Source organism: Staphylococcus canis, assembly GCF_016238445.1.
Taxonomy (GTDB): domain Bacteria; phylum Bacillota; class Bacilli; order Staphylococcales; family Staphylococcaceae; genus Staphylococcus; species Staphylococcus canis.
The window spans coordinates 1-24,002 of the sequence record NZ_JABANU010000027.1; the positions used below are offsets into that span (position 1 = coordinate 1).

Below are 24,002 nucleotides of genomic sequence, written 5' to 3' on the forward strand. Positions count from 1 at the left end.
CTCCTTTATTATGGTTTTGGCACTTTTAATAATAGAGGTCATTGCGTCTTTTTGCATCTAAAAAGTAAAAAATCGGACAAGCAACATTTATAATTTAAATGCCACCAGTCCGATTTATTATAGAACCATAAAAAACAGTAGTGTATCTAGATTATAGATACTACTACTGTTTTTTTATTAATTTTCATTTACTTTCATAATAACCGGTAATATCATTGGCTTACGTGCTGTTTTTTCGTATAGATAAGGTTGCAGTGTCTCAATAATAGAAGATTTGATTTGATGCCATTGTATTGAGTCATTATGATTCAATTTATAAATAACGTCTTGCTTAATTTTTTTCTGAGCATCGTAAATGAGTTGACCTGATTCGCGCATATAAACAAAGCCGCGTGAAATGATATCTGGACCAGATAATAGTTGATTTGTATTAAAATCAATACTAACAACGACAATCACAAGACCTTCTTCAGATAACAATTTACGGTCACGGATAACCACATTTCCGATATCTCCAATACCACTACCATCTACGAGTACATTACCTGATGGAATGCGTGTTGCTGTGCGAGCTGAATCTCGTGTTAACGCTAGCACATCACCAATGTCATGTATAAATACATTTTCCTCTTTAACACCGCAATCAATACCTGTTTGACCATGTGCAACCAACATGCGGTATTCACCATGGATTGGCAGGAAATATTTAGGTTTCATTAATCGTAGCATTAACTGTTGATCGCCTTGAGAACCATGCCCAGAAGTATGGATGTTAGAAATCTTACTGTGGATCACTTCAGCACCAGCTTGGTATAAAGCATTAATTGTACGATTAATACTTTTTGTATTACCAGGAATTGGAGATGAACTGAACACAACAGTATCTTCAGGGATAATTTTAATTTGTTTGTGCGTACCATTAGCGATTCTTGACAACGCTGCCATTGGTTCACCTTGTGATCCTGTACATAGAATTAACAATTGATGTTTTGGAATACTGTTAATTTTATTTGGTTCTACAAATGTTTCAGGTGGCGCTTTAATATAACCAAGCTCTGTACCTATTTTAATATTATTTTCCATAGAACGACCAAACGTGACAATTTTGCGGTCATATTTGACTGCAGCTTCAACAGCTTGCTGAACGCGGTAAATATTTGAAGCAAAAGTAGCGAATATGATACGACCTGTACAATTTCTGAAAATTTTATCGACATTTTGTCCAACTTCGCGTTCGCTCAAAGTAAAGTCAGGAACTAAAGAGTTAGTTGAGTCAGATAACAAACATAAAACACCTTCGTCCCCAAGTTGTGCCATCTTCGAAATATTTGCTGGTGCTCCTACTGGTGTAAAATCAAACTTAAAGTCACCTGTGTGTACAATTTTACCTTCAGGAGTATCAACAATGACACCATATGTTTCAGGTATACTATGCGTTGTTAAATAAAAACTAATATTAAAATGTTTCGAGCGAATGACTGTTTCTTCATTGACTTCATTCAATTCTGCTCTACGTAATAAATTGTGTTCTTCAAGTTTATTACGAATGAGACCTAAAGCTAATGGACCACCATAAATTGGAATGTTGATTTGTTTGAGTAAATAGGGCACACCACCAATATGGTCTTCATGTCCATGCGTGATGAAAAGACCGACAATTTTATCTTGATTTTGAACCAGATACGTATAATCAGGGATGACATAGTCGATACCGAGTAAGTTGTCATCTGGAAATTTAATACCTGCATCAATAATGACGATCTCATCTTTATACTCCACAGCATAGGTGTTTTTACCAATTTCACCTAGACCGCCGAGTGAATAAACTCCGACTTCATTTTTATGAAGTTGTTTCATTATAATGCTTGCTCCACATTAAAATGTTCAGATTGTTTTTCATAATCTAAATGTGCGCCCTCAATTTTAGTTATGAATTCAATATTGTAGTTACGATCTTTTAAATAACGACGAACTTGTTCTTCTGTTTCTGCTTCAACATAAATTGATTGTGTGTTTTCACGTACAATCACTTCGTCTCGGTTATGTTGATAAAATACTTTAAAAATTGACATTAAGATTTCCTCCTATTGGTTAAACACATATATATTGACATTATCGCTCTACATCTTAATAAATAAAAAATATGAATTGAATACGTACAAAATCACATGAAGCGTCATTCAATTCATCGTTAGTGATACTAAGATGCTAGTGTAATGTAATTGATAATCCGTTCTTAATTGAGCTGTTTTTCATACAAGTACCTTCACAGTTCACTTCTTAAAACATTGAAAAAGTTTACTATTAGACGTACTTATACTAGTTTAAGGTACACTCAGTTGTTATTTATTTTACATGATAATATAGAAGAAATAAAGTAGAATGTGGTAAACTGTTAAAGATAACAAAGATGCAGAAAAACTTAATATTTGAGGAAAAGGTGATGGCTATGAAAAGTGTCAATCAATTAGTTGAAGCAGTCAAAGCAGAACACAATCGTACCGATAAACGACTTGAATCGATTCAATTTGAAATCAGACATGAAGAAGTAACCATGTTTTTTGAATATCAGGAACCAGAAGTTAATCATAGTGAGCATCATTTTATTAAGCATAATCATGACCCAGAAAGAATGGACATGGAGACCTTTGAAGCAGTTAAGAAACATATAGAAGAATTAGGTATTACTTGTCATGAACGACGTGACATTTTTATGTAAAACAAGTATATATTTTAAACATTATAAGAACCACTAGATATACAGACTTTTAGTAGCGTGAAGTTATTGTCGCTCAAAAGTTATGCTATATCCAAGTGGTTCTTTAGAATTAAAATCGTTATATGGATGTTTTTACACTTCGATAGCACCTTCATGTGGTGTGAGTGGGTCATTATCATTGATATGCTCATAGAACATAACACCGTTTAAATGGTCTAGTTCATGTTGAAATACGATAGCAGGATAACCTTTTAATCTTAAGCTGATTTCATTTCCCTCCATATCATATCCTTTTAATTTAATACGATAATGACGGTGCACTAATCCAGGGATATCTCTATCTACACTTAAGCAACCTTCTCCAGTTGGTAAATAACCTTCTTGTACACTGTGACTGACAATTTTCGGGTTAATAATGACCATGTCATAACTTTTGCCATTGCCATCATCCGGTAAGTAGATTGCAAACATGCGTTTTGGTACATTAATTTGAGGTGCTGCAAGACCAACGCCACTACGTAAATTATACTTTTTTGCGATTTCCGGATCTTGACTGTTATGCAAGAATGTAAGCATGTCATTCAATGTTTGACGATCTTCGTCTGATAGTGGAAATTGAACCGGTTCTGCTTTTTGATGAAGTGTTGGATGTCCATCGCGAATAATATCTTTCATTGTTAACATATTTTGACACCTTCCTTAAAATCAATATATCAAATTTTAATATGCTACGTCACTAAAGTAAATATATAGCTTATATTGCTTAATGATGAAGCTTCAATCGTCATCACTTTTGATAGACTTTGATATTGATACTTACGCAAAATTCAAATTATCGTTTTGGCATTAATAACTGTAACACAAACTTAATCATTTATGCTTTACAAATATTTGATTTCTCAAAACTTTTTCATTAATATAGCCATTGACAATTGAAGGAGGATTAGAGGCGATGAGATTTAAAAAAACAGCCGGAATTTTACTTTTAACGTCAGTTTTATTAACAGCTTGTAATAATGATGATGAGTACATAGGAAATTATAGTGACGGATTGCAACAACTTCAAAAAATTGAAGGGCCTACACAAGCTATAGGTCAAAAAATTGAGAAGTTAGAAAATAGTAAGAAAGCGCCGATTGAAAAAATTAGTGGGTCAAATATACCGGATGTTCAAAATGAAATTCAACAAGTATTAGATAAAGATCAACAAATAGCAAAAGAAGTCAATAAAGAAGAAGCAATTGTGAAGAAATCTAAGAAAAAATTTAATGACTTCAAAAATGAAGTGTCACACATTGAAGACGAAGAAAAGCAAAAAGCGTTTGAAAAATATAACCAAACTATAGAAACGCGTTACGACAAACATGAAGATTACATTAAAGGTTATAAAGATGTTGTAAATAAGGAACAAGATTTATTTAAATATTTACAAGGGCAATCAGGAACTCAAGAAATTGTAGATCAAAAATCAAAAGCTTTAAATGAATCACGAAAAAAATTGAGTAATAACGTGAAAGCGTATACAGATGCAATCAAGAAATCCCAACGAGCTCAAAGGGATGTCCAACAATACTTAAACGAATAAACTATAACAGTTTCAAAAAAGTAGTATAACAGTTTGTATAACTGTCGTGAAATCAACTGTTACAGAACTTTTAATTAACTATTTAACAGTTCAACAGATTTGTGTTAAAATAGTTGTTGAAGAAATATATAAACGGGAAAGGTTTGGTGAATTGAATGGCTGCTAAGTTAAAAGCCCAATTCGATGCTGAAAAAGTATTGAAAGATACTGAATCGAAATTTGAAATGGTTCAAATCTTAGATACAGACGGAAATGTTATTAACGAAGATTTACTACCAGATTTATCTGATGATCAATTAGTAGAATTAATGAGAAGAATGGTTTGGACTCGTATTTTAGACCAACGTTCTATTTCATTAAATAGACAAGGACGCTTAGGTTTCTATGCACCTACAGCTGGTCAAGAAGCATCACAATTAGCATCACAATTTGCATTAGAACAAGATGACTTTATTTTACCTGGTTATCGTGATGTGCCTCAACTTATTTGGCACGGCTTACCATTAACTAAAGCTTTCTTATTCTCACGTGGTCACTTTATTGGTAACCAAATGCCTGAAGGTGTTAATGCTTTAAGTCCACAAATTATTATCGGTGCACAATACATCCAAACAGCGGGTGTAGCACTTGGTCTTAAAAAACGTGGTAAAAGTGCAGTAGCTATCACTTATACTGGTGATGGTGGTTCTTCACAAGGTGACTTCTATGAAGGTATCAACTTTGCATCAGCTTACAAAGTACCAGCAATCTTTGTAATTCAAAACAACAACTATGCAATTTCAACACCACGTGAAAAACAAACAGCTGCTAAAACTTTAGCACAAAAAGCGATTGCAGTGGGTATCCCTGGAATCCAAGTAGATGGTATGGATGCGTTAGCAGTATACCAAGCAACTAAAGAAGCTCGTGACCGTGCAATTGCTGGTGAAGGTCCAACATTAATTGAAACAATGACTTATCGTTATGGTCCACACACAATGGCTGGTGACGACCCTACTAAATATAGAACATCTGACGAAGACTCTGAATGGGAGAAAAAAGACCCATTAGTACGTTTCAGAAAATATTTAGAAAATAAAGGTTTATGGTCTGAAGAAAAAGAAAATGAAGTAATTGAGCAAGCTAAACAAGAAATCAAAGCTGCAATTAAAGAAGCAGACAACACTGAAAAACAAACAGTAACTTCATTAATGGAAATCATGTACGAAGATATGCCACAAAACCTTGCAGAACAATATGAAATTCATAAAGAGAAGGAGTCGAAATAAGCCATGGCACAAATGACAATGGTTCAAGCGATTAACAATGCGCTAGCAACTGAACTTAAAAATGACGAAAACACTTTGTTATTTGGTGAAGACGTTGGTGTTAACGGCGGGGTTTTCCGTGTAAGTGAAGGTTTACAAAAAGAATTCGGTGAAGACCGTGTATTCGACACACCTTTAGCAGAGTCAGGTATTGGTGGTTTAGCATTAGGTCTTACTACACAAGGTTATCGTCCAATTATGGAAATCCAATTCTTAGGATTCGTATTTGAAGTATTTGACTCAGTAGCAGGTCAAATTGCGCGTCATCGTTTCCGTACTGGTAACTCAAAAGCTGCACCTGTAACAATTCGTTCACCATTTGGTGGTGGTGTACACACACCAGAACTTCACGCAGATAACTTAGAAGGTTTATTAGCACAATCACCAGGTCTGAAAGTTGTTATTCCATCAGGCCCTTATGATGCTAAAGGATTATTAATTGAAAGTATCCGCAGCAACGACCCAGTTGTTTATTTAGAACACATGAAATTATACCGTTCATTCCGTGAAGAAGTACCTGAAGAAGAATATACTATTGAATTAGGTAAAGCGAATGTAAAACGCGAAGGTACTGATTTAACAATCATCACTTATGGTGCAATGGTTCAAGAATCATTAAAAGCTGCTGAAGATCTTGAAAAAGAAGGATACTCAGTAGAAGTAATTGACTTAAGAACAGTTCAACCATTAGATATCGATACACTTGTTGCTTCAACTGAAAAAACTGGACGTGTAGTTGTAGTTCAAGAAGCACAAAAACAAGCTGGAGTAGGTGCTAATGTTGTTGCTGAATTATCTGAGCGTGCTATTCTTTCATTAGAAGCACCAATTGGACGTGTAGCAGCACCAGACACAATTTATCCATTTACTCAAGCTGAAAATGTTTGGTTACCAAACAAAAATGACATCGTAGAACAAGCTAAAGCAACTTTAGAATTTTAATTCATTATAGATAAATTAGTAAGATTTTAATTTTTGACACTTTTGGAGAAAGCGACTGAATGTATAATCTTTAATAGATTTATGAGTTCGAGCCTTCTCCATTGTGTTTTGTACATTAATAAAACTAGAACTTAATTTAGGAGGAAAAAACGTGGCATTTGAATTTAGATTACCAGACATTGGTGAAGGTATCCACGAAGGTGAAATTGTAAAATGGTTTGTTAAAGCCGGAGACCAAATTGAAGAAGATGATGTGTTATGTGAAGTTCAAAACGACAAGTCAGTTGTTGAAATTCCATCTCCTGTAACAGGTACTGTTGAAGAAGTGGTAGTAGAAGAAGGTACAGTTGCAGTGGTTGGAGATGTTATTGTTAAGATTGACGCACCTGATGCTGAAGATATGGAATTCAAAGGTGGTCATGATGATTCATCTTCTAAAGAAGAAGAACAGGCACCAAAAGAAGAAGAGAAAGCAGCAGAAGCCCCTCAACAAAACGAAGAAGATGTTGATGAAAGCAAACGCGTTAAAGCTATGCCATCAGTACGCAAATATGCTCGTGACAACAATGTAAACATTAAAGCTGTTAATGGTACAGGTAAAAATGGTAGAATTACAAAAGAGGACGTTGACGCATACTTAAACGGTGGTGGTCAAGCAGCAACTACTACTGAAGAAACAGCTTCAACTGAATCTACTCAAGAAGCAACTTCAACAGCACCAGCAGCATCTGCTGAAGGTGACTTCCCTGAAACAACTGAAAAAATTCCAGCAATGCGTAGAGCAATTGCGAAAGCAATGGTTAATTCTAAGCATACTGCACCACACGTAACATTAATGGATGAAATTGATGTTCAAGAATTATGGGATCACCGTAAGAAATTCAAAGAAATCGCTGCAGAACAAGGTACGAAGTTAACATTCTTACCATACGTTGTGAAAGCATTAGTGTCTGCACTTAAAAAATACCCAGCACTTAACACTTCATTTAATGAAGAGGCTGGTGAAATCGTGCATAAACACTACTGGAACATCGGTATCGCAGCTGATACTGAAAGAGGTTTATTAGTGCCAGTTGTTAAACATGCTGACCGTAAATCTATGTTCGAAATTTCAGATGAAATCAATGAACTTGCTGTAAAAGCACGTGATGGTAAATTAACACCTGACGAAATGAAAGGTGCAACATGTACTATTAGTAATATTGGTTCTGCTGGTGGTCAATGGTTTACACCTGTAATTAACCATCCAGAAGTTGCAATCTTAGGTATTGGACGTATTGCTCAAAAACCTATCGTTAAAGATGGTGAAATTGTAGCTGCTCCAGTACTAGCATTATCATTAAGCTTTGACCACAGACAAATTGATGGCGCTACTGGTCAAAACGCAATGAATCACATCAAACGTTTATTAAACAATCCAGAACTATTATTAATGGAGGGGTAAAATATGGTAGTCGGAGATTTTCCAATTGAAACAGATACTATAGTTATCGGTGCAGGTCCAGGTGGTTATGTTGCAGCTATTCGTGCAGCACAACTTGGTCAAAAAGTAACAATCGTTGAAAAAGGCAACTTAGGTGGTGTATGTCTTAACGTTGGATGTATCCCATCAAAAGCTTTATTAAATGTTTCTCATCGCTTTGAACAAGCACAACACGGTGCTGATCTAGGTGTAACAGCTGATAATGTATCTTTAGACTTCAACAAAGTACAAGATTTCAAAGGTTCAGTTGTAAATAAATTAACTAGTGGTGTTGAATCATTACTTAAAGGTAACAAAGTTGAAATTGTTCGTGGTGAAGCTTACTTCGTTGATGGTAATAGCTTACGCGTAATGGACGATAAGAGTGCACAAACTTATAACTTTAAAAATGCGATTGTTGCAACAGGTTCACGTCCAATCCAAATTCCTAACTTTGAATTCGGTGGCCGCATTTTAGACTCAACAGGTGCATTAAACTTACAAGAAGTACCTAAAAAATTAGTTGTTGTAGGTGGCGGTTATATTGGTTCTGAATTAGGTACAGCTTATGCAAACTTTGGTACTGAAGTTACAATTCTTGAAGGTGCTAAAGAAATCCTTGGTGGATTTGAAAAACAAATGGTTGCACCAGTTAAAAAAGGCATGAAAGCTAAAGGTATGACGATTGAAACTGGGGCTTTAGCTAAATCTGCTGAAGAAACAGATAACGGCGTAAAAGTAACTTACGAAGTTAAAGGTGAAGAAAAAACAATCGAAGCTGATTACGTTTTAGTTACTGTAGGACGTCGTCCAAATACAGACGAATTAGGTCTTGAAGAAATCGGTGTTAAATTAACTGATCGTGGATTAATCGAAGTTGATAAACAAGGCCGTACTTCAGTAAACAGTATCTACGCAATTGGTGATATCGTTCCAGGATTACCACTTGCACATAAAGCAAGCTACGAAGCAAAAGTTGCTGCTGAAGCAATTTCAGGTCAAAATGCAGAAGTAGACTACATTGGTATGCCAGCTGTATGTTTCACTGAGCCTGAATTAGCACAAGTGGGTTACACTGAAGCACAAGCCAAAGAAGAGGGCATTGAATACAAAGCTTCTAAATTCCCATACCAAGCTAATGGTCGTGCATTATCATTAAACGATACAAACGGTTTCGTTAAGTTAATCACACTTAAAGAAGATGACACTTTAATCGGTGCTCAAGTTGTAGGTTCAAGTGCATCAGACGTAATTGCTGAGTTAGGTCTTGCAATTGAAGCAGGTATGAATGCTGAAGATGTTGCTTTAACTGTTCACGCTCACCCAACTTTAGGTGAAATGAGCATGGAAGCAGCTGAAAAAGCTTTAGGTTTACCTATTCACACAATGTAATTTTCAATATATTAAGGGTTAGGGCTTTTAGAGTCTTAACCCTTATTTTATTAAAAATAGTTAGCTTTTATATATTGTATCAATACAGTATTATAGAGGTTCTATTCTGAAATAATATTTATATTATAGTTTTATAATCGAGGTGACAAACATGGAGTATCAATATCCGATAGATGTAGACTGGACACAAGATGAAATGCTTAAAGTCATTCAATTTTTCAATAAAATTGAAGATTATTACGAAAAATCTGTAGATCGCGATACATTACTAGAAGCGTATCGTGATTTTAAAACTGTAGTTCCCGGAAAAGCGGATGAAAAAAATATCTTTGAAACGTTTAAAAAAAGCAGTGGGTATGATAGTTATCCTGTTATTCAGGTCGCTAAAAAGAATAGTGAATTGAAAACGTTATCAAATCAATAAAAGTATTGTAATTTAAGCTGTAATTTGTTATTTTTATAAAGTATTAAACAAAATGTTTAGTAAAAGTAAACAAGTTATAGCTTTTTTTATTAGGAGTACTGAAAATGGAAATTGGTCAGAAATTAAAAGATTTAAGACGTTTTAAAAATTTAACCCAAGAAGAATTAGGAGAACGTACGGACTTATCAAAAGGTTATATTTCTCAAATTGAAAGTAATAAAACATCACCAAGTATGGAGACATTTTTAAATATTTTAGAGGTGCTCGGCACAACGCCAAAAGCTTTTTTTGACTTTGATGAAAATCAAAAACTCTTATACCCTAAAAGTGAACAACATACATACGACGCATCAGATGTTGGTTATTTATTGCAATGGCCAGTCCGCACGTCAAATGAACATGAAATGGAGCCATTAATCTTAACAATTTTACCAAAATCAAATTACAAAAGTTTTGAACCTGCATCTTCTGATACATTTGTTTACTGTTTAGAAGGGACCATCGCTTTAAAATATGGAGAAACACTTTATCATGCGACTAAAGGAGATGCCTTTTATTTTAAAGCACATATGACGCACCAATTATTAAATGTAAGTGATCAACCTACAAAAGTGATGATTGTTGCGACCTCATCATATTTATAGGAGGAGTTTATATTGAAACCATTTTTAAAAATGACAAATATCACTAAAAGCTATCAAGATCATCGAGTGTTGAAAAAGATTGACTTAGAGCTTGAAAGTGGATTGTTTTACACGATATTAGGACCATCAGGATGTGGAAAAACAACTGTATTAAAACTTATTGCTGGTTTTGAAAGTCCAGATTCCGGAGATATCATTTATAAAGGTGAGCGAATCAATCATATCCCATCGAATCAACGTCAGGTCAATACAGTGTTTCAAGACTATGCATTATTCCCGCATTTAAATGTTTATGAGAATATAGCTTTTGGATTAAGGTTAAAAAAATTACCAAAGCATGAAATTGAACAAAAAGTTACGGATGCACTTAAACTCGTGAAGTTAGAATCATATCGTAATAGTGATATTCAAGCATTAAGTGGTGGTCAAAAGCAACGAATTGCAATCGCACGTGCAATTGTAAATGAACCAGATATATTATTGTTAGATGAATCATTATCCGCTTTAGATTTAAAGCTTAGAACAGAAATGCAATACGAGTTAAGAGCTTTACAATCACGTCTAGGAATTACGTTCATTTTTGTTACACATGACCAAGAAGAAGCACTCGCGTTAAGTGACTACATTATTGTCATGAAAGAAGGACGAATCGAGCAGTTTGATACCCCGACTAATATTTACGATGAGCCTGTAAATCGTTACGTTGCTGATTTCATTGGAGAGTCAAATATTGTTGAAGGGACTATGATTAGGGACTACGTCGTGAATATATATGGTCAAGACTTTGATTGTGTTGACAAAGATATCCCTTCTAACACAAAGGTTGATGTTGTTATTAGACCTGAAGACATTGAAATCGTATCTGAAGCAGATGGGTTGTTTAAAGCAACAGTAGTTTCTTCTTTGTTTAGAGGTGTGCATTATGAAATGATATGTAGAGATAGAAAAGGGTATGAATGGACGATTCAATCTACTAAAAACGTAGAAATTAATGCATGTGTAGGTCTATATTTTGTTCCAGATGCGATACACATTATGGTTCCAGGAGAAACTGAAGAAGAGTTTGATAAAAGAATTGAAGGATATGGAGTATCTTCATGAAGAACTTGAATCGTATTTTAGCAATTCCGTATATATTATGGATTATCGTTTTTATTATTTTACCGCTTATCCTATTATTTTACTTTTCTTTGCTCGATCAATCTGGACATTTTTCTTTAATGAACTATAAACAGTTTTTATCTGGAACCTATCTGAAAATGTTAGGGTATTCGATACTGTATGCATTGATTATTACAATGATTTGTTTGATTATTAGCTATCCTGCGGCATATTGGATTAAATAATCAGCACATGCATCAACGTGGCTTATTCTGATGATTATTCCAACATGGATAAATTTACTTCTTAAGACTTATGCATTTATTGGTCTTTTAAGTCATGATGGTCTTATCAATCGAATTTTGAGTTTATTTAACCTACCAACTCAAGATTTATTGTTTACTGCACCTGCATTTATCATTGTAGCAGCTTATATTTATATCCCGTTTATGTTATTACCTATATACAATAGCATGAAAGATATCCCAGAGCCGCTAATACTGGCTGCTCAAGATCTAGGCGCTAACAAAATGACAGTGATGCGTAAAGTGATTGTCCCATTAACTAAAGAGGGTATTAAAACAGGAATACAAGTTACATTTATTCCAGCACTTTCACTATTTATGATTACACGATTAATTGCTGGAAATAAGGTTGTCAATATTGGTACTGCAATCGAAGAGCAATTTCTAGTGATTCAAAATTATGGCATGGGATCAACAATCGCACTATTTTTAGTGCTATTTATGGCAATTGTACTTATACTAACACGTACTAAAAATAAGGGAGGCCTCATGCGATGAAATGGTATGGAAAGTTTTATTTATATATACTCTTATTTTTACTATACCTCCCACTCTTTTTTCTAATGCTATATTCATTTAATAGTGGTGGGAATATGGTCAAGTTCGAGGGATTTACGTTATCACACTACCAAAGTTTAATGGAGAATAAAAAATTATTACAAGTTATTTTTAATACAGTTGCGATAGCACTTATATCAGCGGCTGTGTCAACTGTAATAGGGTTATTTGGTGCTTTGTTTATTTATTCGATTCGTCATCAGTGTTTTAAACTTTCAATTTTAACTTTAAATAATGTGTTAATGGTCTCCTCAGATGTCGTGATTGGTGCTTCATTTTTAATTATGTTTACTGCTTTAGGGCAAATAACAGGATTTGGTTTAGGTATGTTTTCGGTTTTAATTTCACATATTGCTTTTTCTATACCTATTGTAGTCATTGTAATACTACCAAAACTATATGAGATGAATGCATCAATGCTTAATGCGGGACGTGATTTAGGAGCAACAGAGTTTCAATTGCTTAATAAAATTGTCATACCGCATTTAATGCCAGGAATCATTGGTGGTTTTTTTATGGCACTTACTTATTCTTTAGATGATTTTACAGTAAGTTTTTTTGTTACTGGAAATGGATTTAGTGTATTGTCTGTAGAAGTTTATGCGATGGCTAGACGTGGCATTAGTATGGAGGTTAATGCAATTTCAACGCTTTTATTTTTGGTTATTATGATTGGACTGGGATTATATCAATACTTAAGACATCGTAAAAAGAAAGCTTTGGCTCAGAGTAGAGGTGCTATATTATGAAACAGTTCATACAATTAATTGTAGGTGCAATTGTATTGGGTGTACTCAGCTTAGGGATAGGTTATTTTTTAAATCATGGAAAGCATAGTAATGCTGCACAAGAAAGTTTATATGTCTATAATTGGGGAGAATATATTGATCCAGAAGTGATTAAGGAATTTGAGAAAGAAACAGGGATTCGCGTAGTCTATGAGACTTTTGATTCAAATGAAGCAATGGAAGCAAAAATTAGAAATGGTGGTACACGTTATGACGTGGCATTTCCAAGTGACTATACAATTGAAAAAATGACAAAAGCGCATTTACTTAATCCAATTGATCATAGCAAAATTCCTAATTTAAAATATATTGATCAAAATTATCTAAATCAACCCTTTGATCCTCATAATAAATATTCGATACCGTATTTTTTTGGTACAGTAGGAATTATTTATGATCAAACAGTTTACCCAAACATAAACTTTGAAAGTTGGAATGATTTAAAAAATCCTCAACTTAAAAATGATGTCATTTTTGTAGACGGTGCACGTGAGATTATAGGTTTATCACTTAATAATTTAGGTTACAGTTTAAATGATACTAATACAGCCCACTTAGAAAAAGCAGAACAAAACCTTAAAAACTTTTCACCTAATATTAAAGGTGTTGTAGGCGATGAAGTATCTATGATGTTAGAACAACATGAGGCTAATGTAGCTGTAATATGGAGTGGCTCTGCTGCGCCAATTTTCCATAATGATGATCGTTTTAATTATGTGGTACCTAAAGAGGGTTCGAACTTATGGTTTGATAATATGGTTATTCCTAAAACCTCACAAAATATAGAAGGTGCGCATAAATTTATTAATTTTCTACATCGACCAGATATTAATAAACGAAATACTGAATGGGTCGAATATGCAACACCAAATAAAAAGGCACGTCAAATGTTACCAGAAGATTTAAGAAATGATGAACGAGTTTATCCGACAAAATCAGAACAAAAACGGTTGGAAGTTTATCGGGATTTAGGACCAGCTATTTTAAGTGAGTACAATGAGCGATTTTTAAACTTTAAAATGGCATTATAAACCTTTAAACTTTATGATAGAATGAGTGCTTACAAACGAATAGGGAGTGAGATTATGGTTGGAGATGCATATAATCAGATAAAGCGTCCACCAAGTCGTGTAGCCGAAAAAATATTGGGATGGCTCAGTTGGATATTGCTATTAGCTATGACCATTGTAGCAATGTTCTTTGGATTAGTGCTATTTAGTAATGAAAATTCAATCCAAAGTCTAGAGAATAATATTGCAAATAATAGCTTTTTTCAGGATATCTTAGCTAATAATAATATGACTGCAACACAATTAGTCATTATGCTTCAAAACGGTGTATGGGCTTTTATAGTTTATTTAATTATTTGTTTATTAATTTCATTCTTAGCATTGATTTCAATGAACTATAGAATAGTATCAGGATTACTATTTCTCATAACTGCTATTATCACAATTCCTGTATTCTTTATTTTAGTTCCGTTATTTTTCTTTATTGTTGCGATGATGATGTTTATTAGAAAAGGCTATGTTGAACGAGAAGCAGTATATTATGAACCTGAATATGACAACGAAGATACTGCACGTTTTCATACATCTGAAGTACGCGAAAGACCTACAGCAATGCCTGAACGTGATAATGGCATTGACACGCAAAATACATCGCTTGATTCAGATGAAAGTGAGCCTGAAGTATTATCTCGAACAGCAAAGTATAATCATAAGCCTATCAAATCTAAATCGGATGAAACGAACAATCATGATAGTTACAACGATATGAATGAATATAATGAATCAGAACAAATTCACAGTAGTGATAGTGAGATAGACCAACAAAATATGGAGAGTCTTTCAAATCATGCAGAGCATTCTGATGCATATGTGACTCAAGATACGAGATATGAGGATTTAAAGGCTGAAAAAGAAGCTCGTAAAGAACAGAAGAAGGCTGAGAAAGCACGTTTAAGAGAAGCGCGTAAACAAAAAAGAGCAGATGCTAAAGCAGAACGAAAAAGTCGTCCAAGTGCTACGGTAGAGCGACGCAAAAATTTTGATGATCGTTTGAAGTTACAGCAAAAAAAGGCAAAAGAACAAAATCAAGAACACGATGAGTGATAGTGTTGAAAAAGGACGAGGTGTGTATATTACATATCCTTGTCTTTTTTGATTCGATTTGACAATTAAATGTAATTTATAGGTTTAAAGATAAAAAAACAAGGTAATAGTGAGTTAGGAGGTTGATAATATGGCAGATCGTTATGTTTATAATAATGAAAATGATCCAAATCGCTTTAATAACCATAATCATAACCATGGTTATATAAAGAGAACAGCAGAAAAAGCGTTAACTTGGATTGGTATTATTTTACACTTAATTTGGACAATTCTTGCAGCAGTAGGGGTTTCATTTTTACCTAAACTCGCGCAAAATAAAGATGTTCAACAAGCTTTAAATGAACAAGGTCAAAACGCAAATGAAATTGCTAACCAAAGTGGCTCATTTGCATCACTACTTATTCCATTCGGAATTCCATTACTTTTAGCATTAATTGCAGTATTTTTATTTAGAAAACGTGTTTTAGCAGGAGTGTTATTAATTCTTGCAGCGTTAATTGGATTCTTCCTTAGTGGAAGTCTTATTGCAGCAATCTTATGGTTAATTGCTGGCATCATGTTACTTGCACGTAAACCTAAAAATGGTGTAAATCATCACAACGGTGGACGTCCTGTAAATCCAAATCATGATAGAAATCGCAATGATGTAGAACGTGATCGTAACGATTTACGTCATAATGGTCAAAACGATTTCAAATCTAAAGTGAACGAAGAGAAAGAACGTTTCCAAAACAATGACAGACATCACAACGGTCAAAACGATTTTAAATCAAGAGTGACTGATGAAAAAGATCACTTACAAAATAAAGCCCAAGATCGTTTTGATGATTTTAAAAATAAATAATTGATTCAAAAGAGGTTAAGGTAGTTAATATCTTAACCTCTTTTATAGTTTAATTAATCGTAAAATGAGAGTAATTGTGAAAAGGTTTCTTCAATGAAGGCTAAAAAGGTTTTATCGTTTTTTAAAAACTTAGATTGAGGGTCGATTGAACGTGCAATGAAAAACTCTCCTTTTTTAACGTTTTTTGCACGTTCTATACCTTTTAAAATTTCAGATTCAGTCATTTCTTTAATTTGAGATTTATGAGGTTGGGTATGATCTAATGAGATTTGAAAGTCCTCGGGTAAGTTTAAGATTTTCTCAATTTTGGATTCGAAATGTTGTGCATCTGAAAATTTGTTTTTATCTTCATGCATAAAGCCAAACATGACAAAAAGGTGATCTTCGAATAAACCGATTTGAAAATGCGGCATCATTTTATATCCACGTTGATTTGTCGAGAATGCCACCCACGTATCTTTAGGAGGATTAACTGTACGGCGTGCATGCTTGGCAACGTGAGCATAAAATGTGTCTCCTGTTAAAGAAGTGAGATACTCCGAAAAGTAGTCACCAAGTGCATTTAATTGCGGTCTTATATGTGCTTCCAATGCTTCCATTCGAGCGTCTAACCCGTCGACCTCAAACACTTTGAAATCATCAGGTTGAAACGTGTAAGTTGTCATAGTTCCACTCCTTATATTTATGGTTTTAAATTGACTTAATTGTAGCATAATAAAATTCTAAATACATTTAAGTTAATCGTATTTCATGTATAATAAGAAGCAATAGGAGTGAAGAAAATGTACTTATATGATTATGCTAAAAGCCTTGTCTTAGAAGCTGGAAATAATATCCGTAAGTGGATGCATGAGGATTTAAATATTGAAGAGAAATCGAACCCAAATGATCTTGTTACTAATGTTGATAAAGCTATTGAAGAATTTTTGGTCAATCAAATTAAGGAAACGTACCCTAATCATGTCATTATAGGTGAAGAAGGGCATGGTCATCATGTAGACTCTTCAGAAGGTATCGTTTGGGTGATTGATCCAATTGATGGTACGTTAAATTTTATACATCAGCGTGAGCATTTTGCAGTATCGGTGGGTATTTTTAAAGATGGACAGCCTTATGCTGGTTTTGTATATGATGTGATGCGTGACGTATTGTACCATGCTAGAAGTGGGCAAGGTGCCTATCAAAATGAAGTTTTAATTCCAAAATTGGAAGATACAAGTGTGGCTAAAAGTATTATCGGGATGAATCCAAATTGGCTTACTAAACCCAAACTTGGCATGATGTTACATCCGATTATTAATGATTCTAGAAGTGCACGTGCATATGGTTCAGCTGCACTTGAAATCGTATATGTAGCTTTAGGCCAACTCGCAGCTTATCTCACACCAAGATTACAACCATGGGATTATGCTGGAGGTTTAATCATACTTAAGGAAGTTGGAGGAGAAATCACGAACTTTTTAGGTGAAACATTGTCTATTACACATCCTAATTCAGTTGTAGTTGGGAATAAAGGGATTCATCAGGAAATTTTAGAGCAATATTTAAAACCACATCATGAATTTTTAACGGAGTTACATGATCATTTTAAAAACTCTAAGTAAGTTTGAAATGATTTAAAAGTGGATAAAAGAGAGTGGGGCTGAAATACCATGTAAATAAACAAACATGGATGATTCAGCCCCTTATATTCCATTCAATGTTTAAATATGAAGACTTGAAAGTTGTTAATACTTTATATATACGTTTAAAACCAATTATTTTGCTTATATTTTTTCTTAAGTGTAAAGCCATATCCTAAAGTAGCCATTAAAAGGAGAAAAGTAACACCCATCCACAAGATATTAGAAGCTGCAATGGCAAAACTAAATAGTGTTAAGAAAAGAACAGCAATGATTGCAAGGACAAAAAATATTGTTTTAGATTTCTTCATCTATATAACCACCTTACTATTTCTTAAATCCATATATATGATATAATAAACGAGTTGCAAAAGAAAGTGGTAATTTACCCAAGAAAGGAAATAAAAGAATGACAAAATTTAGAGAAGATGTTCGTAATATTGCGATTATCGCTCACGTTGACCATGGTAAAACGACACTAGTCGATGAATTATTAAAACAATCAGGTATTTTTCGTGAGAATGAACATGTTGAAGAACGTGCTATGGATTCAAATGATATCGAGAGAGAACGTGGCATTACGATTCTTGCTAAAAATACAGCTGTAGACTATAAAGATACACGTATCAATATTCTTGATACACCAGGACACGCAGATTTTGGTGGTGAAGTAGAACGTATCATGAAAATGGTAGATGGTGTAGTTCTTGTTGTGGATGCATATGAAGGTACAATGCCACAAACACGTTTTGTACTTAAAAAGGCTTTAGAACAAGACCTAAAACCAGTTGTCGTAGTGAATAAAATCGACAAACCTGCTGCACGTCCAGAAGCTGTTGTAGATGAAGTATTAGATTTATTTATCGAACTTGAAGCAAATGACGAACAACTTGAATTTCCTGTGGTATATGCCTCGGCGGTTAATGGTACTGCAAGCTTAAATTCGGATGAACAAGATGAAAATATGCAATGTTTATACGAAACAATTCTAGAATATGTACCAGCTCCTATCGATAATAGAGATGAACCGCTTCAATTCCAACCAGCATTATTAGATTATAATGACTACGTGGGTCGTATTGGAGTAGGTCGTATTTTCCGTGGAACAATGCGTGTCGGAGAGCATGTGTCATTGCTTAAATTAGACGGTTCTATTAAAAACTTCCGCGTCACTAAGATTTTTGGTTACTTTGGTTTAAAACGTGAAGAAATCCAAGAAGCATATGCAGGTGATCTCATCGCTGTATCAGGTATGGAAGACATCAATGTTGGTGAAACAATTACACCACAAGATCACCAAGAAGCTTTACCTGTTTTACGAATTGATGAACCAACATTAGAAATGACATTTAAAGTGAACAACTCTCCATTTGCGGGACGAGAAGGTCAATATGTGACAGCACGACAAATTCAAGAACGTTTAGATAATCAATTAGAAACAGACGTCTCATTAAAAGTGACGCCAACAGATTCACCTGACGCATGGGTAGTAGCAGGTCGTGGTGAGTTACATTTATCAATATTAATTGAAAATATGAGACGTGAAGGTTACGAGTTACAAGTATCTAAACCACAAGTAATTCTTAAAGAAATTGATGGTGTACTTCATGAACCTTTTGAGCGTGTACAAGCTGAAGTGCCTGAAGAATATTCAGGAGCAGTCATTGAATCATTGGGTCGTCGCAAAGGTGAAATGGTAGACATGGTTACGACAGATAATGGCTTAACACGTTTAATTTTCAATGTTCCTGCGCGTGGTCTAATTGGTTATACGACTGAATTTATGTCAATGACACGTGGTTATGGTATCATCAACCATACTTTCGATGAGTTTAGACCACGTATTAAAGGACGTATCGGTGGTCGTCGTAACGGTGTACTTGTTTCAATGGACCAGGGTAAAGCCAGTGAATATGCTATTTTAAATTTAGAAGACCGCGGTGTGAACTTTATGGAGCCGGGAACAGAAGTATATGAAGGGATGATTGTTGGTCAAAATAATCGTGAAAATGACTTAACTGTTAATATTACAAAAGTTAAGCATCAGACTAATGTTCGTTCAGCAACTAAAGATCAAACTGAGACAATGAAACGACCTAGAATTTTAACATTAGAAGAGGCTTTAGAATTTATTGATGACGATGAATTAGTAGAAGTAACACCAGAAAATGTACGTTTGAGAAAGAAAATTTTAAACAAAGGACAACGTGAAAAAGAAGCAAAACGTCTTAAACAAATGATGGAAGACGAAAATAAATAATATATTGTAAAAGGTTGAGACTAAAACATACGGTCTCAGCCTTATTTTGTTGGCTAAAATTTTAGAACATCAATCCTATAAAAAGTGAATAGTAATCAAATTGATTTATTGATGATTTCGCATATATTATAATAGTATTGTTGAAGAAGGAGGAATTAGAATGGATCAAAAATTTGAGCCTTTATTTAAATCGTTAACTTTACCGAACGGTCAAACACTAAAAAACCGTTTTGTACTTGCTCCAATGACACACACATTATCTCATGAAGATGGTACTATATCTGACATCGAATTAAGTTACATTAAGACGCGCGCAGAAGATGTTGGTTTAGCAATTACAGCGGCGAGCTATACTAACGTAGAAGGTAAAGCATTTCCTGGCGAGCCGTCTGTTTCAAAAGAAGCAGATCTTGAAGGTTTAAAAACATTAGCTCAAACACTTCAAACGAATGGTACAAAAGCAGTCTTACAAATACACCATGGAGGTGCTAAAGCATTACCTGAACTTGTACCTAACGGTGATGTTAAAGGACCTAGTGAAGTTTCAACAATTGGTTTTGGAAAAAGCGAACCACATGATGTACGTGAGATGACAGTTGAAGAAATTCAACAAGCGATTAAAGATTTTGGTTACGCGACTCATTTAGCGATTGAAGCAGGATTTGACGGGATTGAGATTCACGGTGCCAATCACTATTTAATTCACCAATTTGTATCGCCATACTATAATAGACGTTCAGATGAATGGGGAGAACCATTACGTTTCCCAATGGCAATCGTTGATGAAGTGCTTCGTATTGTTAAAGCAGAGGCTCCAGAAGATTTTATTGTTGGATACCGTTTTTCACCAGAAGAAGCTGAAGATCCAGGTATCACAATGGAACTTACAAAGCGTTTAGTGGATGAATTAATCGAAAAGCCACTTGATTATTTACATGTTTCATTAATGGATATTCATTCTGAAACACGAGAAGGTGAATATAAAGGCCAAAAACGTATTGATTTATTATTAAAATGGATCGATTATCGTATGCCGCTTATCGGTGTCGGCTCAATTTTTACTGCTCAAGATGCAGTGGATGCATTAGATACAGGTGTACCACTTGTATGTTTAGGTAGAGAACTATTATTTGACCCACAATTTATTCATAAAATTGAAACTGGACATCCTGATGATATTATTTCATATTTTGATAAAACAAGAGAAGATAAGCATGATTTACCAGATGCGATTTGGGATGCGTTTGCAGAAGGTATGTATCCATCTCCTAAACCCAATAAATAAAAAATATAATAATCCAAATAAGGTTGTAACATCGCCATTGATATAATTTAATCTGGCGCTTATTACAACCTTATTTTAGAGTTAATATAAAATACATGTATAGATTTATTGATTTAGATCGTAATGCTTAGAAAATGTAGCTTTCTTTTGTTTTGGTGTATCGACCCTACTTTTACACTCATCACACATAAACGTTTTAATTGGATGATTTCTCAGTTGCTTTGCAAGTAATGTGTGTTCGTCTAGTAAAACTTCAGTGTCACAGAGAATACATGTGACTTTACGCATACCTATACCACCTCTATATGTGTGACATGTTTAAATTGGTATTGATAACCTTCTTCTGGAATATAGACAAAACTATCAACACCATTATCGTCGTATAAACGTTTACCATCTTTTGCAAATTGGAAGAAGAGATAAGGTAAAAGATTAAATGGAATATCAATAGAATCTTGTGTATTGGATAAACGGATTATTGAAGCATTCTCTTGTGGCTCAGCATTTTTAAAAAATGGAGTCATATTAATAACAAAAGAATCTTTTAAAACCGCACGCTTTTTATATTCAATTTCAGAGTTTAAAGTAGGTGGGTTTGTTTGACCTTCGAGAATCGCGCGGTTCCATTCTCTATTGTCTTCAAATTTAATAGGTTTTTCACCCTCAAATACACCATTCTCTAAGTCTTTTAATGTAACTTTTCTATCGTCAAAAATCCAAGTTGTACTATCTAAAGTAATTGGAAATTTAACTAACCCTTTAATTTGAATCATGATATGCACTCCCTAAGTATGATTATTATTTAGTTTATCATATTTGTCACGGTACGTACTCCATATTTACTTGCTTTTTAATAGGGGATAAGATAGAATTTTTTTATAAAGACATAAATGATAGGGGGAGTACGTTTTGAGTAAACAAAATCATTTTGAATCAGTTGCGTATGACCAATTGCATAAAGATGCTGACCGTATTTTACAATTAATAAAAGTTCAAATAGATAATTTAACTTTGCCTCAATGTGCGTTGTACGAAGAAGTATTAGATACACAAATGTATGGCTTACAAAAAGAGGTTGATTTTGCGGTAAACATTGGCTTAGTTGATTCTAAAGATGGTAAAGATTTGATGCTTAGTCTTGAAAAAGAATTATCAAAGTTACATGAAGCATATACTAAAGTGTCAAAATAAGTTTACTATTTTAGTATCCGTGTTTATTTTGACATCATTGAGATGGAATGGATGATCATCACATATGAATAATATGAAGAAACGCTTTCGATATATTTTGAGAACCTCTAAATATATCGATTTTCCATTATTAATTGCTTACCTCGCACTGTGTTTCATTGGTTTAACAATGGTCTATAGTGCAAGTATGGTGGCAGCGACGAGAGGGACTTTAACAGGAGGTATACCTGTTTCAGGAACTTATTTTTACACGAGACAGTTAGTGTATGTCATTATAGGGTTTATTATTGTTTTTATAATGGCTTACATCATGAATGTGAGACTTTTGAAAAATAGAACATTCCAACTAGGAATCATGGCTGCTATTATTCTGTTGCTATTTGCGACATTAGTATTTGGTAGTGAAATTAATGGTTCTAAAAGTTGGTTGAATTTAGGTTTTATGAATTTACAAGCGTCAGAACTTTTAAAAATCGCAATCATTTTATACGTACCGTATATTATTGAGCGTAAACGACGTGAGATTCAACGTAAACCGACTGCTATTCTTGCACCCATCGGATTAGTTGGCTTTTGTTTAACGCTTGTGTTAATGCAAAAAGATGTTGGGCAAACTTTACTTATTGGCGGGATATTTTTTAGTATCATCGTCTATTCCGGTATAGGAGTTAAGAACTTATTGAAAATAGGAATGTATGCTGCACTTGGTGTGTTAGTAGGTTTTATTTTCATCTTTGTGTTTCATATTAATATTTTACCGGACTATTTAACCGCACGCTTTAGTGCCCTTGAAAATCCTTTCAACTATGAAGATGGGATTGGTTATCATTTAGCCAACTCGTTATTAGCAATAGGTAACGGCGGGTTATTTGGTAGAGGTCTTGGCAATAGTATTATGAAATTGGGCTATTTACCAGAACCGCATACTGATTTTATTTTTGCTATTATTTGCGAGGAATTAGGACTTGTAGGTGCATTGGTTGTTTTAGGACTAATCTTCTTTATCGTGTACCGTGCTTTTACTTTAGCTTCATTAACACGTTTTTATTTCTACAAACTAGTATGTGTAGGTATAGCAAGTTACATTGGTTTACAAACGTTTGTAAATTTGGGAGGTATCTCAGGATTAATTCCTTTAACAGGTGTGCCTTTGCCATTTATTAGTTTTGGTGGTTCTTCTATGATGAGTTTGAGTATCGCGATGGGATTATTGCTCATTATAGGTAAACAAATTAAATATGACGAAGCGAAAAAACGCTATGAAATGAAAGTTAAATCTATCAATAGACGATAAATTATACTTATTACATAATAACGGTTAGTGATTATTTCGGCTCTTTGTCAACGTCGGTTGGTGAAGATAAAACGTACTAAGTTGCTATTTTTAGTGACTTGGTACGTTTTTTATGTTCACTTACAAACATCCTAGAAATAACTAATATTCTATTTCTGAAATTAT

25 protein-coding genes and 1 pseudogene are annotated in these 24,002 nt (G+C 34.1%); 19 read left to right on the forward strand and 7 right to left on the reverse strand.

The genetic code is table 11. The annotated features are described in order from the left end of the window. Nucleotides 1-177: 177 nt before the first annotated feature. Complete coding sequence (gene rnjA, locus HHH54_RS09380; protein WP_198618575.1) at nucleotides 178-1,857, reverse strand: ribonuclease J1; 1,680 nt, start codon at nucleotides 1,855-1,857, stop codon at nucleotides 178-180. Further along, entirely contained in the window at nucleotides 1,857-2,072 is a 216-nt protein-coding gene (locus tag HHH54_RS09385; RefSeq protein WP_198618576.1) for a DNA-dependent RNA polymerase subunit epsilon, read from the reverse strand. The genes rnjA and HHH54_RS09385 overlap by 1 nt, the downstream gene beginning before the upstream one ends. A gap of 371 nt (nucleotides 2,073-2,443) precedes the next feature. Here HHH54_RS09385 and HHH54_RS09390 point away from each other — a divergent pair, with 371 nt between their 5' ends. Next, nucleotides 2,444-2,719 carry a hypothetical protein gene (locus HHH54_RS09390; protein WP_232796311.1) on the forward strand — a complete coding sequence of 92 codons (276 nt, stop codon included), beginning with the start codon at nucleotides 2,444-2,446 and terminating at the stop codon, nucleotides 2,717-2,719. A 132-nt stretch (nucleotides 2,720-2,851) separates the two neighbouring features. Here HHH54_RS09390 and def read toward each other — a convergent pair whose 3' ends face one another. Next, the gene (def, locus tag HHH54_RS09395) at nucleotides 2,852-3,403 is read right to left on the reverse strand and encodes a peptide deformylase (protein ID WP_198618577.1); all 552 of its coding nucleotides are present in this window, start codon (nucleotides 3,401-3,403) and stop codon (nucleotides 2,852-2,854) included. Nucleotides 3,404-3,671: 268 nt separating this feature from the next. Between def and HHH54_RS09400 the strand changes: the two genes are divergently transcribed. From HHH54_RS09400 to HHH54_RS09460, 13 genes and pseudogenes are all read left to right on the forward strand, one after another. After that, entirely contained in the window at nucleotides 3,672-4,304 is a 633-nt protein-coding gene (locus tag HHH54_RS09400; protein WP_198618578.1) for a YkyA family protein, read from the forward strand. A 155-nt stretch (nucleotides 4,305-4,459) separates the two neighbouring features. Next, nucleotides 4,460-5,572: a pyruvate dehydrogenase (acetyl-transferring) E1 component subunit alpha gene (pdhA, locus tag HHH54_RS09405; protein ID WP_198618579.1), complete on the forward strand. Its 1,113-nt coding sequence runs from the start codon at nucleotides 4,460-4,462 to the stop codon at nucleotides 5,570-5,572. A gap of 3 nt (nucleotides 5,573-5,575) precedes the next feature. Beyond that, a complete protein-coding gene (locus HHH54_RS09410; protein WP_198618580.1) occupies nucleotides 5,576-6,553 on the forward strand; it encodes an alpha-ketoacid dehydrogenase subunit beta in 978 nt (325 codons plus the stop codon). 151 nt (nucleotides 6,554-6,704) lie between these two features. Further along, nucleotides 6,705-7,997, forward strand: a complete 1,293-nt coding sequence (locus HHH54_RS09415) for a dihydrolipoamide acetyltransferase family protein (RefSeq protein ID WP_198618581.1) — start codon at nucleotides 6,705-6,707, stop codon at nucleotides 7,995-7,997. 3 nt (nucleotides 7,998-8,000) lie between these two features. Continuing rightward, nucleotides 8,001-9,407: a dihydrolipoyl dehydrogenase gene (lpdA, locus tag HHH54_RS09420; RefSeq protein ID WP_198618582.1), complete on the forward strand. Its 1,407-nt coding sequence runs from the start codon at nucleotides 8,001-8,003 to the stop codon at nucleotides 9,405-9,407. A gap of 151 nt (nucleotides 9,408-9,558) precedes the next feature. After that, nucleotides 9,559-9,831 carry a UPF0223 family protein gene (locus tag HHH54_RS09425; RefSeq protein WP_198618583.1) on the forward strand — a complete coding sequence of 91 codons (273 nt, stop codon included), beginning with the start codon at nucleotides 9,559-9,561 and terminating at the stop codon, nucleotides 9,829-9,831. A gap of 104 nt (nucleotides 9,832-9,935) precedes the next feature. Further along, the gene (locus HHH54_RS09430; RefSeq protein ID WP_198618584.1) at nucleotides 9,936-10,475 is read left to right on the forward strand and encodes a helix-turn-helix domain-containing protein; all 540 of its coding nucleotides are present in this window, start codon (nucleotides 9,936-9,938) and stop codon (nucleotides 10,473-10,475) included. A gap of 30 nt (nucleotides 10,476-10,505) precedes the next feature. After that, entirely contained in the window at nucleotides 10,506-11,576 is a 1,071-nt protein-coding gene (locus HHH54_RS09435; protein ID WP_198618599.1) for an ABC transporter ATP-binding protein, read from the forward strand. Beyond that, nucleotides 11,573-12,379, forward strand: a pseudogene (locus HHH54_RS09440) (ABC transporter permease). Before HHH54_RS09435 ends, HHH54_RS09440 begins: the two are co-directional and overlap by 4 nt. After that, on the forward strand, nucleotides 12,376-13,188 hold the full coding sequence (locus tag HHH54_RS09445; protein WP_198618585.1) for an ABC transporter permease: 813 nt from the start codon (nucleotides 12,376-12,378) through the stop codon (nucleotides 13,186-13,188). The pseudogene HHH54_RS09440 and the gene HHH54_RS09445 overlap by 4 nt, the downstream one beginning before the upstream one ends. Continuing rightward, nucleotides 13,185-14,258, forward strand: a complete 1,074-nt coding sequence (locus HHH54_RS09450; RefSeq protein WP_198618586.1) for an ABC transporter substrate-binding protein — start codon at nucleotides 13,185-13,187, stop codon at nucleotides 14,256-14,258. The genes HHH54_RS09445 and HHH54_RS09450 overlap by 4 nt, the downstream gene beginning before the upstream one ends. 54 nt (nucleotides 14,259-14,312) lie before the next feature. Further along, nucleotides 14,313-15,341: a lipoteichoic acid stability factor AuxB gene (gene auxB / locus HHH54_RS09455; protein WP_198618587.1), complete on the forward strand. Its 1,029-nt coding sequence runs from the start codon at nucleotides 14,313-14,315 to the stop codon at nucleotides 15,339-15,341. A gap of 130 nt (nucleotides 15,342-15,471) precedes the next feature. After that, complete coding sequence (locus HHH54_RS09460) at nucleotides 15,472-16,185, forward strand: DUF4064 domain-containing protein (RefSeq protein ID WP_198618588.1); 714 nt, start codon at nucleotides 15,472-15,474, stop codon at nucleotides 16,183-16,185. 53 nt (nucleotides 16,186-16,238) lie between these two features. On the opposite strand, the gene HHH54_RS09465 is transcribed toward HHH54_RS09460, so the two are convergent. Further along, nucleotides 16,239-16,850, reverse strand: a complete 612-nt coding sequence (locus tag HHH54_RS09465; RefSeq protein WP_198618589.1) for a YktB family protein — start codon at nucleotides 16,848-16,850, stop codon at nucleotides 16,239-16,241. A 117-nt stretch (nucleotides 16,851-16,967) separates the two neighbouring features. Here HHH54_RS09465 and HHH54_RS09470 point away from each other — a divergent pair, with 117 nt between their 5' ends. Continuing rightward, nucleotides 16,968-17,789 (forward strand): inositol monophosphatase family protein, encoded by an 822-nt coding sequence (locus HHH54_RS09470; RefSeq protein WP_198618590.1) that lies wholly within the window; start codon nucleotides 16,968-16,970, stop codon nucleotides 17,787-17,789. A 143-nt stretch (nucleotides 17,790-17,932) separates the two neighbouring features. Here the strand turns inward: HHH54_RS09470 and HHH54_RS09475 are convergent, their stop codons facing one another. Beyond that, nucleotides 17,933-18,118: a DUF5325 family protein gene (locus HHH54_RS09475; protein ID WP_198618591.1), complete on the reverse strand. Its 186-nt coding sequence runs from the start codon at nucleotides 18,116-18,118 to the stop codon at nucleotides 17,933-17,935. Nucleotides 18,119-18,216: 98 nt separating this feature from the next. Here HHH54_RS09475 and typA point away from each other — a divergent pair, with 98 nt between their 5' ends. Continuing rightward, a complete protein-coding gene (gene typA / locus HHH54_RS09480; protein WP_198618592.1) occupies nucleotides 18,217-20,067 on the forward strand; it encodes a translational GTPase TypA in 1,851 nt (616 codons plus the stop codon). A gap of 160 nt (nucleotides 20,068-20,227) precedes the next feature. Next, nucleotides 20,228-21,352 carry an NADH-dependent flavin oxidoreductase gene (locus HHH54_RS09485; RefSeq protein WP_198618593.1) on the forward strand — a complete coding sequence of 375 codons (1,125 nt, stop codon included), beginning with the start codon at nucleotides 20,228-20,230 and terminating at the stop codon, nucleotides 21,350-21,352. A 105-nt stretch (nucleotides 21,353-21,457) separates the two neighbouring features. Here the strand turns inward: HHH54_RS09485 and HHH54_RS09490 are convergent, their stop codons facing one another. Both HHH54_RS09490 and HHH54_RS09495 read right to left on the reverse strand, forming a co-directional pair. Next, entirely contained in the window at nucleotides 21,458-21,640 is a 183-nt protein-coding gene (locus HHH54_RS09490; protein ID WP_198618594.1) for a DUF2197 domain-containing protein, read from the reverse strand. Nucleotides 21,641-21,642: 2 nt separating this feature from the next. After that, nucleotides 21,643-22,125, reverse strand: a complete 483-nt coding sequence (locus tag HHH54_RS09495; protein ID WP_198618595.1) for a hypothetical protein — start codon at nucleotides 22,123-22,125, stop codon at nucleotides 21,643-21,645. Between the two features lie 136 nt (nucleotides 22,126-22,261). On the opposite strand from HHH54_RS09495, the gene HHH54_RS09500 reads away from it, so the two are divergent. Continuing rightward, on the forward strand, nucleotides 22,262-22,543 hold the full coding sequence (locus tag HHH54_RS09500; protein WP_198618596.1) for an Fpa/YlaN family protein: 282 nt from the start codon (nucleotides 22,262-22,264) through the stop codon (nucleotides 22,541-22,543). Nucleotides 22,544-22,607: 64 nt separating this feature from the next. Continuing rightward, nucleotides 22,608-23,837: a cell division peptidoglycan polymerase FtsW gene (gene ftsW, locus HHH54_RS09505; protein WP_198618597.1), complete on the forward strand. Its 1,230-nt coding sequence runs from the start codon at nucleotides 22,608-22,610 to the stop codon at nucleotides 23,835-23,837. Nucleotides 23,838-24,002 lie beyond the last annotated feature (165 nt).

Excerpts from the sequence above, each read along its gene's own strand:
- HHH54_RS09430 (WP_198618584.1), top strand. The coding sequence starts at position 9,936 with ATGGAAATTGGTCAGAAATTAAAAGATTTAAGACGTTTTAAAAATTTA.
- HHH54_RS09425 (WP_198618583.1), top strand. The coding sequence starts at position 9,559 with ATGGAGTATCAATATCCGATAGATGTAGACTGGACACAAGATGAAATG.
- HHH54_RS09495 (WP_198618595.1), bottom strand. The coding sequence starts at position 22,125 with ATGATTCAAATTAAAGGGTTAGTTAAATTTCCAATTACTTTAGATAGT.
- HHH54_RS09470 (WP_198618590.1), top strand. The coding sequence starts at position 16,968 with ATGTACTTATATGATTATGCTAAAAGCCTTGTCTTAGAAGCTGGAAAT.
- auxB (WP_198618587.1), top strand. The coding sequence starts at position 14,313 with ATGGTTGGAGATGCATATAATCAGATAAAGCGTCCACCAAGTCGTGTA.
- def (WP_198618577.1), bottom strand. The coding sequence starts at position 3,403 with ATGTTAACAATGAAAGATATTATTCGCGATGGACATCCAACACTTCAT.
- HHH54_RS09450 (WP_198618586.1), top strand. The coding sequence starts at position 13,185 with ATGAAACAGTTCATACAATTAATTGTAGGTGCAATTGTATTGGGTGTA.
- HHH54_RS09460 (WP_198618588.1), top strand. The coding sequence starts at position 15,472 with ATGGCAGATCGTTATGTTTATAATAATGAAAATGATCCAAATCGCTTT.
- HHH54_RS09475 (WP_198618591.1), bottom strand. The coding sequence starts at position 18,118 with ATGAAGAAATCTAAAACAATATTTTTTGTCCTTGCAATCATTGCTGTT.
- HHH54_RS09400 (WP_198618578.1), top strand. The coding sequence starts at position 3,672 with ATGAGATTTAAAAAAACAGCCGGAATTTTACTTTTAACGTCAGTTTTA.
- HHH54_RS09490 (WP_198618594.1), bottom strand. The coding sequence starts at position 21,640 with ATGCGTAAAGTCACATGTATTCTCTGTGACACTGAAGTTTTACTAGAC.
- ftsW (WP_198618597.1), top strand. The coding sequence starts at position 22,608 with ATGAATAATATGAAGAAACGCTTTCGATATATTTTGAGAACCTCTAAA.
- HHH54_RS09410 (WP_198618580.1), top strand. The coding sequence starts at position 5,576 with ATGGCACAAATGACAATGGTTCAAGCGATTAACAATGCGCTAGCAACT.
- lpdA (WP_198618582.1), top strand. The coding sequence starts at position 8,001 with ATGGTAGTCGGAGATTTTCCAATTGAAACAGATACTATAGTTATCGGT.
- pdhA (WP_198618579.1), top strand. The coding sequence starts at position 4,460 with ATGGCTGCTAAGTTAAAAGCCCAATTCGATGCTGAAAAAGTATTGAAA.
- HHH54_RS09390 (WP_232796311.1), top strand. The coding sequence starts at position 2,444 with ATGGCTATGAAAAGTGTCAATCAATTAGTTGAAGCAGTCAAAGCAGAA.
- typA (WP_198618592.1), top strand. The coding sequence starts at position 18,217 with ATGACAAAATTTAGAGAAGATGTTCGTAATATTGCGATTATCGCTCAC.
- HHH54_RS09445 (WP_198618585.1), top strand. The coding sequence starts at position 12,376 with ATGAAATGGTATGGAAAGTTTTATTTATATATACTCTTATTTTTACTA.
- HHH54_RS09435 (WP_198618599.1), top strand. The coding sequence starts at position 10,506 with ATGACAAATATCACTAAAAGCTATCAAGATCATCGAGTGTTGAAAAAG.
- rnjA (WP_198618575.1), bottom strand. The coding sequence starts at position 1,857 with ATGAAACAACTTCATAAAAATGAAGTCGGAGTTTATTCACTCGGCGGT.
- HHH54_RS09485 (WP_198618593.1), top strand. The coding sequence starts at position 20,228 with ATGGATCAAAAATTTGAGCCTTTATTTAAATCGTTAACTTTACCGAAC.
- HHH54_RS09465 (WP_198618589.1), bottom strand. The coding sequence starts at position 16,850 with ATGACAACTTACACGTTTCAACCTGATGATTTCAAAGTGTTTGAGGTC.
- HHH54_RS09385 (WP_198618576.1), bottom strand. The coding sequence starts at position 2,072 with ATGTCAATTTTTAAAGTATTTTATCAACATAACCGAGACGAAGTGATT.